The sequence below is a fragment of the Pelotomaculum sp. PtaB.Bin117 genome, assembly GCF_002067195.1.
Classification (GTDB): domain Bacteria; phylum Bacillota; class Desulfotomaculia; order Desulfotomaculales; family Pelotomaculaceae; genus Pelotomaculum_D; species Pelotomaculum_D terephthalicicum.
In genome coordinates this window covers 1-8,071 of the sequence record NZ_MVQM01000009.1, presented here as the reverse complement: position 1 = coordinate 8,071, position 8,071 = coordinate 1, and the positions used below count along the sequence as shown (strand labels likewise).

Below are 8,071 nucleotides of genomic sequence, written 5' to 3'. Positions count from 1 at the left end.
GCATTTCTTTTTTTATGGCTTCCAGTGCAAAAACGCCGTCCCTGACAGGCATTTTTATGTCAAGAAGCACAATGTCCGGTTTTTTCTCACGGCAAATATTAAGGATTTCCTCGCCGTTGCCAGCTAGACCGGCAATCTCCACCCCGCTGTCGGATGAAAGAACCATTGAAAGCATTTCCCGGAGCAATACCTGGTCATCCGCTATGGCTATTTTAATCATCTTTCCCATCCTTTCCGCTATCCGGCATCAGTTTTTGCATGGCAAGGCGCACCCCTGCCATTGCTTCCCGGCAGTTTTCTATCAACTCCGGCAGTTTTTCCTGTTTATTGCAAAAGGATACCGATTCAAGCCCGGAAAGCAGTTTTTCAATCCTGGCGCCCACCGTTTCCTTTATATCTTTTACGGCTTTTGCTTTTTGTTCTTCTTCCACAAGCTTTTCGGCGGTATCCAGAAAAGCTTTAAGCTTGATATTCAGTTTTTCAAGCTCATCATTTTTTTCCGCCAGTTCTTTTTCAAGCAGCGATTGTTCGGTTATATCATGAAAATTCAGTACAGTTGCCCGGATGCTTCCCTTTTCATCCTTTACCTGGGTTTCCTCGTATTGGTAGTGCCTTATGCCATTGGAAAAGGAAAGCACAACCTCTTCATACCGCACTATGCCGTTTTTTTCGACGCACTTTTTTGAAACAGTCATTTCCTTTAGTCTTTCAAGAAACTCGTTTATCATCAAACCATCATGCAGGAATGTCCATGATTTTTTTGCCTGTCTGTTTGCGTCGATGAGTTTCCCGCTTTTATCGAATATCAGTATCATGTCGTCAAGCTCCTGCATGAAATTGTCTATTGACACGGGAGAAAGCTCTACAAACAGGCTGCGTCTTGACAACGTCAGTAATATGCTGAAAATACCAAAATCAAGCATGGGCAGATAATCTGCCAATACACCGGGCCTTTTTTCCCATAGGTAGAAAACACACATAATATGTATCAGGAAAACCAGGCCAAACATGCCGCATTGTTTAAGACCGCATCCTCTGCGATGCATGCCGAAAAAAACGCATAACAACGGGACAACGGCAAACAGGGCAATAAACCTTCGCAAATCCAGGTACATGTCCTGTAGTTCAAGGGAAGGGGAAACAAGTGCCATAAACCCCATAACCGGAAGACATAAAAACCCAATCAAAGCAATAATAACCACCCAGAATAAAAAGCTTTTCTCAACTTTTATAAATCCATATGCGCATAAAAAGGCGCCAAACACGACACAGGCAATTGTGGTTGCAATTAGAAGCATGGCATATGGAGAATAAGCGGCATAATAGTCTATCATCCTCACTCCTCCAGCCACAGTTTAAATTCCTCCGGCGTCATACCGCCGTTCAAGGTTTTATATCGTCAACAATTTCCATAATATCTGAAATATCACAGTTTAAAGCTTTGCAAATCTTGACGAGAATATCGGTCGTAACGTTTTCATTTCTTCCAAGCTTCGCAACAGAAGCATGGCTGATGCCTGCCTGCTCTCTCAAGTCCTTCTTTTTCATGTTTTTATCAATCAACAGTTTCCACAGTTTCTTGTAACTCACAGACATCCCGGCACCTCCTTGTGTTTCATATATTTTACCATGAAACATCAGCGTAAACAATATAAAAATCAGCGTTCGCATACATATCAAAATAGTATAGAGAATATGTCGAATAAGCTAATAAGGGTATTCTTGTTTCTTTTCTGCTCTTTTACATTTTTTAAAGTGGGCAGTTCAGTAGATGGCTCATCGTGGACCGTGCCATGGTTCGCCAAAGGGGCAGACCGCCCCCTTGGCGCGGCAGTAAGGTTTTTGACCATCCGCCCCGCGCAGCCGATTACTGCACATAATACATGCAGCTGCTCTTGCCGCCGTTTTCCCGCCACCTTTGCTCCTTGCGAATCCAGCCGCTTTTTACAAGATCGCCGATGGCCCGCTTGACGGTGCTGCGGGACAGCTTCAGCTCCGCGGCGATGGTGTTAATCGCCGGGTAGCACTTGCCGTCCCTGTCCGCCCGGTCCTTGAGGTACATGTACACGGCCACCGCCCGGTGGGGCAGCTCCGAGGCATAAAGGGATGCAAAGTAACCCACAGCTTCACCTCCTACTCAATCCGAACAGGCGCTTCCGGTTGCCTTGATTTAAGCAGCGCCTTTGTTTTCGGCGCGGCTTTCGCTTTTTCCCTGACCGGCGCATGCGCCATGCCGCCCTCCGGCGGCGCCGCTTCCGGTTCCTCGTCGGTATCCACACAGGCCGCGTGCCGCCGGAGGATTTCCTGTTCCAGCTCCCCGCGGTCGGCGTAGGCCACCTTGCGGGCGGACTTCTCCGCAATCTCATAGGGCTTGCCGAAGGTGATGCCCCATTCGAGGAACAGCTTGAGGGTGCCGCGCATGGGATTGGCCCCGGTCTTGGTGACGATGAAGCGGCCTTTGGGCATGCTTTTCAGCTCGTCCGGCGTCATCAGGGGGCGCTGGATCATCTGCAGGGACTGGCCGGGATCGTTTTTGCCGCGGCTTACCGAGCCGCTCATTACAGTCCTGTTGCCGAGGGCTTTTGATAAAACTTCAGCGGACTCGCTGTTGGGCGCGAAACCGCCGAACACCATGTCCTGGCAGTTGTCGACAATGATGGACGCGCCCTCCTTGCCGTAGTTCTTCTCCAATTGAGCGAAGCTCTGGATAATGGCCACGATGGATATGCGGCGGGAACGGGATGCGGAAAACATCATCTCGATGGATTCAATCTTGGGAATGGTGCCGATCTCGTCCAGGTACATCATGACCCTGTTGGGGAGCCTGCCACCATGCTCGTCGGCCACGGCCAGCATCTCCCGGTAGAGCTGCTGGACGATGAGGCTGATCAAAAAGTATTTGGTGCTGTCTTCCTCCGGCATGACCAGGAAGATGGCGCTTTTTTTAGTGCAGAACTTTTCCGCGTCGATGGCGGTGTCAAAGCAGAGGATTTGCTCCAGCTCGGAATCCAGAAAGGCGTTCAGGCGGGACAGTGCCGTGGAGAGGACGCTCTGCATGGCCTGTTCCGCACTGTTGACGGCCGCCCCCGCAAACCAGCGGGCCTTGTGCTCCGGAGGCAGCTTTTCAATCAGCAGCTGGAATTGGTTTTTACCCTTGACGCCGGAGGGAGCCAGCAGGTCCTGGATCAGCTTGAACACGCTGATGATATGCCGCTTGGGCGGCGGGCAGTATTCCGCGACGAGCAGGATGACGGAAGTCAGAAGCCCCTCAGCTGCGTCATAGAAGAAAGCGTTTTGCCCGTAAGCCGCCGCGTCCGCACCTCCCGGATTTATTATGGTCTTGGCGATGATTTTGGCGTACTTCTCCGCTCTGGCTTTAAAAGAAAGGTTCTCCGGATCGGCGATATAGGCGTCCATATACTTGTTGACCAGATGGAGCATGTTGTTTCCGTCGCTTCTGGTAGGATTGCGCAGGTCAATGACCGCCACATCGTAGCCGTAGTGTTCCTTCGCGATGCCGCCGTAGTTGCGGTACAGGTCGCCCTTGGTGTCGGTTGTGATGAAGGACATGCCGGAGGCGCAGGCGTATTCCAGGTTGGGGTACAGGAAATGGGCCGTCTTGCCGACGCCCGCGGCGCCGATCATGAGGCAGTGGATATCGCCGGTGTCCACCAGGGCGGTGACGCGGCCGCGGGATATTTTGCAGCCCACCACCAGCCCCTGGGCGGAGGGCAGGTTCTTTTTCAGCCGCCACAGCGTCGGCGTATAGGGCAGGTGGACATAGGTCCTTTTGATTTCCCCTTTGCTCGCCCAGCACGCGGTGCCGTGCTGTCCGTCGCCGACGGTCCTGGATTTGATTCCGTTTAAGGTATAATAATGGGCCAGCAGGGAAAGGAAGCCGATAACCCCGAACATGGTCAAGGCCGCGGCGGTCAGCGTGATGATTTGGGATGTTTGCATGGGACACCTCCTTATGGGTGGTTTTGCTTGCTGTTTGTGGAGAAGGATTTGCAATTCTACAGCATGAGTCTTTGTGACGCCAAACCCGTATGCTCCGCCTGTTGCCGAACATTCCCGTCCGCTTTTTGCAGGCAAAGCGTTTCAGTATTCTGTTTGAGTCCTTCAAGGCGGACAAAAATCTGTGACCTGACGCAGTCCAGCGCAAAGCGCAGGTAAGATGCGATGAGATTATGCTTGTCTTCCGGACTGCGGAGGCCGGCCGCGCTGATCTGGCGGTTGAGAGAGGCGACGTCCTGCCGCAGGTCGTCCGCCCTGGAGCGCAGCATGCCCCGGTCCCGGTGGGGACGGTAGCTGTCCTGAAGCTCCGCAATGAGCTGCTCTATGGCCGCCGGCTGTTCCATCTGCCGGTATTGTCTTTGGGCTGCAAGCAGAGCTGCCGCCGCCATAACTTCCAGATGCTCCGTCACCGCAGGCGCCTTTCCCTGCGGCAATTTTCCGTTTGCTATCAGAGGTTTCAGCTTTTCATAATGCTCCAGCAGCACAGCGTCCGGATTGTGCGCAGATATTAAAGATTTGCAGGTTTCATAAAGCCCGGCGCAGATTTCCGGCAAAACCTCCAGCTTGGAATGGCCCTGTGCCGGGATGGATGCAGCGCCGTTCTTTGCTTTTAAGTCTTCATTCCAGTCCTTGTATTCCGGTTGCCGGACCGACACATTCCAGTATCCCCGCGCCTGGATGATTTCGGTTAGCCGTCCCGCGGCTTCGATGCCCGCCTCGTCATGGTCCAGGCACAGTACAACCTTTTGCAGGCGGGGGTTTAATTCAAGCTGCCGCAGCAGGGCGTGTTCGGCCACGCCGTCCAGGGCCACGTAGCTGTTTTGCTTCCAGTCCTCCGGGTAGAGGGTGATAAAGGACAGCATATCTATGGGCGCTTCAAACACATACAAGGTGTCGTTAGCGCCTATATGATGGAAGCTGTATGCCGGGTCGCTGCCTTCCACGTTGCCCCGGTAGCTGCCGCCCACGGTGTAAAGCCCCCGTTTGTGCGCATGCCTCGGGACGCCGTTTTCATCATACCCGACAAAAACAGCGTTGTGATATTCTTTTGTTTTATCCGCGGACCGCTCGCAGCTTTCATAAAGCATTTTTGACTTCGCGAAATGGGCGATAACATCCCGGTCTATGAACCGCTGTTTGATCAGGTACGCGTAGACGCGGCGCATGTCGCTGTTCATTTCCGGCAGTGCAAAGGGCTTGCGGGGAGCCGGGGCGCTTTTATGGGTTTGATTCCATTCCACGCCCCCTTCGCCGCCCAGGAGCAGCGTCACCGCCTCCGGAAAGGACAGGCCGTAGAATTCCCGCACGAAGTCGATGGCGAGGCCGCCTTCCTCCCGGCTGTGCCTGTACCATTGGTTGCCCCGGATGGTCACACTGTCATGCCGCTTCCAGCGCCAGTCCCTTCCGGCGCGGGTGAGCTGCTCTCCCTGGCGCCGCAGGAAGTCCGCTATGTCCATGGCGTTGGCCCGGCGTATTTGTTCATCGGTGAAGGGAATGTATTTTGCCATGATATCCCTCTCCGGTCAGCGTTTCCGTTTGCCGCGTCTGCGAAAAAAAGCCGCCCTTTGCGGGAGCGGCTTGCGATTGGAAGGCAAACGCGGGATAAGCGCTTTATCTTTTTTGCGTAAATATTCTTTCATCATGGAAATCCCTCCTGTTAATAGCTTTGGCGAGGTTCGCGATCGTCATGGGCGTGGCCCTGGGCCGCTTTTTTCTGCGCCAGCTTTTTGCGCAGCTTGCGATCCACCTGCATAACGCCTCCGCCAAATCGCTTTTGCTCGTTGCGGAAGATATTGCCCAGGTGGTGCATGAGCCGTGTGGCCGCCATCAGGACCGACGGTTCGCGGAAGGAGTCCACATGGTCGAGGAAAAACTGCGCATAGATGTTTCCCTGTCCGGCTGACAGAGAAAGCCAGCGTACCGCGGCCTCCCGGTTCCTTGGAACCTCATGCCCCATAAGGTAGAGCTTTCCGAGCGCATACTGCGCATATTGATTTCCCTGTTCCGAAGAAGCAGTCAGCCACTTAACGGCCTCATCCACATCTTTGGGAACATCCTTTCCCAGCATATAGAGCTTGCCCAGCCTGTACTGGGCGAATGAATTGTTCTGCATTGCGGACTTTGCCAGCAGTTCTACGGCCTTCAGAACATCTTTGGGCATATCCTCGCCGGTAAGATACAGCCTTGCCAGCACGTATTGGGCATGGACGTTGCCCAGCCGGGCCGTCTTTTCAAAATATGCAGCTGCCGCGGACACATCCTTGGGAATATCTTCTCCCGCGAGATACAGGTCTGTTTCCATATCCTCATCCGGCTCAAAAGTGAAATGGTGGCCGCCGATGCTCATTGCCTCGGCGATCACCATATTTTTTATGCTCTTGAATTCCTTCCGCCTGGAGAGAGGCAGCGGCTCGGGAAGCCTGTCGGCATAGGTGCGCAGCACTTCGTTGCGCAGCTCGCACCACTTTTCGTAGCACCGGGCCACCCGCTCGTCCCTGGCCAGCTCGTCCACGATCCGATCGACGACCGCCTTGAGAGGCGCTTTCAGATAGCCGTATTTCTTTTTGCCGGAGGTGTGCTTGAGCCGCTCCGCCAGGCGCGCAATCAATTCCTCAATGGTTTTGTTTTCGCAGACTCCCGAACTTATCTGACCGATGATTTCCCGCATGGACTCCCGGCTTTGTCTGGTCAGGGCGTCGCGGCGCTTCGTCTGTTCGGAATAAATCTGAATAAGGTCCTGTTTGAAGATTTCCCTTGCCAGGCTGCTTCGCATGTTTTCAATACCCTGTTTGGTGAGATAGGCTTCCGTGGGGTTAATGGAGTATGCGATTAAATGCACGTGAGGATGATGACCCTCGTTATGGTAGGCGGCGTACCAACGGAGATTTTCCGGGGCAATCTTCATCTGCTCCGCGATATGGTTGCGCTGTCCCCGGATCAGGTCCCGCCACGCTTTGGCGTTGTCGTAGCCGAGCCGAGCCGCGTCCTCCCGGCGCAGGGAGATGACATTGGTCCACACGTTGCCGGCGTGATTGGCGACTTCCTCTGCCACTTTGGACAGCACCACAGGCAGGTCGGCGTCGGTGAACAGGCCATGGCTCCCAAGGGCCTCCGCCCCCGGACGGTTGGCGATGTATCCGACATAGTTTTCGCGCTTGCCGAGGAGATCGAGGTTTTGCTCCAGCGCCACGGCGATAAACTCCGACGCGTTTTCCCTGGTCTTATCTTTAAGGTAGTCTTCGTACTCGAAGAGGCCGGCCGTGTCGGGAAGCTTGCTTATGATTTCTGCGATGAGCCGCTGTTGTTTTTTGGTGGCGGGAAGCAGTCCCGTGCTGTCCGGCACTTTTTCCACGCCCTCGCGGGTGGCTGCGTATTCTATGAAATTGGCAAGGTGTTCCGGCGCGTTTTTCAGGTAACGGCATTTGAAGATGAGTCTCGGCATGGTCCGTCACCCTACTCGCCCTTCTGGAATTTCACCACGTCCTCGAAGGTGACGGCGCCGACGGATTTCTTCACGTCGTTCACGCACTTGCCCCGCAGCCTCTGCAGCAGGGCTTCGTCAATCTCCGCGTTGGACGCGATGATGTTCATCATCATGGACATTTCCACCGCCAGCTTGAAGAGCAGGCGGGCGATCCTGTTCTCCGAGCTTTCCACCACCCCGGCCATGGCGGAGGTTAGGGCGGCGGGCAAATACTTCATGCTGTTTTCCGCGGAGATGTAGCCGCAGTAAAACAGGACCGCCTTTTCGATGAACTCGCTCTGGCTGCCGCAGTTGTCCTTTTTATACCATTCCTTGACCTGCTTCCGCGTTTCCGGGCGCATCCACAAGGGGAATTTCTTTTTGTTTTCTTCTGCCATATTGTCCACCTCCAATCCGGTGCGCATTTTTGCCGCAACGCCTGTCGCGACGCCTGTGGAAAGCCTTCGGCTATGGGCTTTGCCGGCGGCCTGCGACTCCTGTAGCAACCCCAAATGGCAAAATCCGACCCCGGCGGGAAACGTCCTTCAGCCCGCATTGCGGGCTGATGTGAGCCGAGGCGGAGGCGTTTGC

8 protein-coding genes are annotated in these 8,071 nt (G+C 54.2%); all 8 read right to left on the bottom strand.

Going from position 1 to position 8,071, the window contains the following annotated elements; translation table 11 throughout:
• On the bottom strand, positions 1–220 hold a 220-nt coding region (locus A4E54_RS00330; protein WP_286723649.1), incomplete at its 3' end, for a response regulator transcription factor.
• Complete coding sequence (locus tag A4E54_RS00325) at positions 213–1,334, bottom strand: hypothetical protein (protein ID WP_286723647.1); 1,122 nt, start codon at positions 1,332–1,334, stop codon at positions 213–215. The genes A4E54_RS00325 and A4E54_RS00330, both read right to left, overlap by 8 nt.
• A 49-nt stretch (positions 1,335–1,383) precedes the next feature.
• Positions 1,384–1,596, bottom strand: coding sequence for a helix-turn-helix domain-containing protein (locus tag A4E54_RS00320; RefSeq protein ID WP_286723645.1), 213 nt, complete (start codon positions 1,594–1,596; stop codon positions 1,384–1,386).
• 271 nt (positions 1,597–1,867) lie between these two features.
• A complete protein-coding gene (locus A4E54_RS00315; protein ID WP_286723643.1) occupies positions 1,868–2,122 on the bottom strand; it encodes a helix-turn-helix domain-containing protein in 255 nt (84 codons plus the stop codon).
• Between the two features lie 11 nt (positions 2,123–2,133).
• Positions 2,134–3,960 carry a VirD4-like conjugal transfer protein, CD1115 family gene (locus A4E54_RS00310; RefSeq protein WP_286723641.1) on the bottom strand — a complete coding sequence of 609 codons (1,827 nt, stop codon included), beginning with the start codon at positions 3,958–3,960 and terminating at the stop codon, positions 2,134–2,136.
• A gap of 56 nt (positions 3,961–4,016) precedes the next feature.
• Positions 4,017–5,525, bottom strand: a complete 1,509-nt coding sequence (locus A4E54_RS00305; RefSeq protein ID WP_286723639.1) for a DUF3991 and toprim domain-containing protein — start codon at positions 5,523–5,525, stop codon at positions 4,017–4,019.
• A 149-nt stretch (positions 5,526–5,674) separates the two neighbouring features.
• A complete protein-coding gene (gene mobP3, locus A4E54_RS00300) occupies positions 5,675–7,459 on the bottom strand; it encodes a MobP3 family relaxase (protein WP_286723638.1) in 1,785 nt (594 codons plus the stop codon).
• 11 nt (positions 7,460–7,470) lie between these two features.
• Positions 7,471–7,878 (bottom strand): hypothetical protein, encoded by a 408-nt coding sequence (locus A4E54_RS00295; RefSeq protein WP_041313024.1) that lies wholly within the window; start codon positions 7,876–7,878, stop codon positions 7,471–7,473.
• Between the last annotated feature and the right edge of the window lie 193 nt (positions 7,879–8,071).

Coding starts and splice junctions, on each gene's coding strand:
- mobP3 (WP_286723638.1), bottom strand. CDS start 7,459: ATGCCGAGACTCATCTTCAAATGCCGTTACCTGAAAAACGCGCCGGAA.
- A4E54_RS00305 (WP_286723639.1), bottom strand. CDS start 5,525: ATGGCAAAATACATTCCCTTCACCGATGAACAAATACGCCGGGCCAAC.
- A4E54_RS00295 (WP_041313024.1), bottom strand. CDS start 7,878: ATGGCAGAAGAAAACAAAAAGAAATTCCCCTTGTGGATGCGCCCGGAA.
- A4E54_RS00325 (WP_286723647.1), bottom strand. CDS start 1,334: ATGATAGACTATTATGCCGCTTATTCTCCATATGCCATGCTTCTAATT.
- A4E54_RS00320 (WP_286723645.1), bottom strand. CDS start 1,596: ATGTCTGTGAGTTACAAGAAACTGTGGAAACTGTTGATTGATAAAAAC.
- A4E54_RS00310 (WP_286723641.1), bottom strand. CDS start 3,960: ATGCAAACATCCCAAATCATCACGCTGACCGCCGCGGCCTTGACCATG.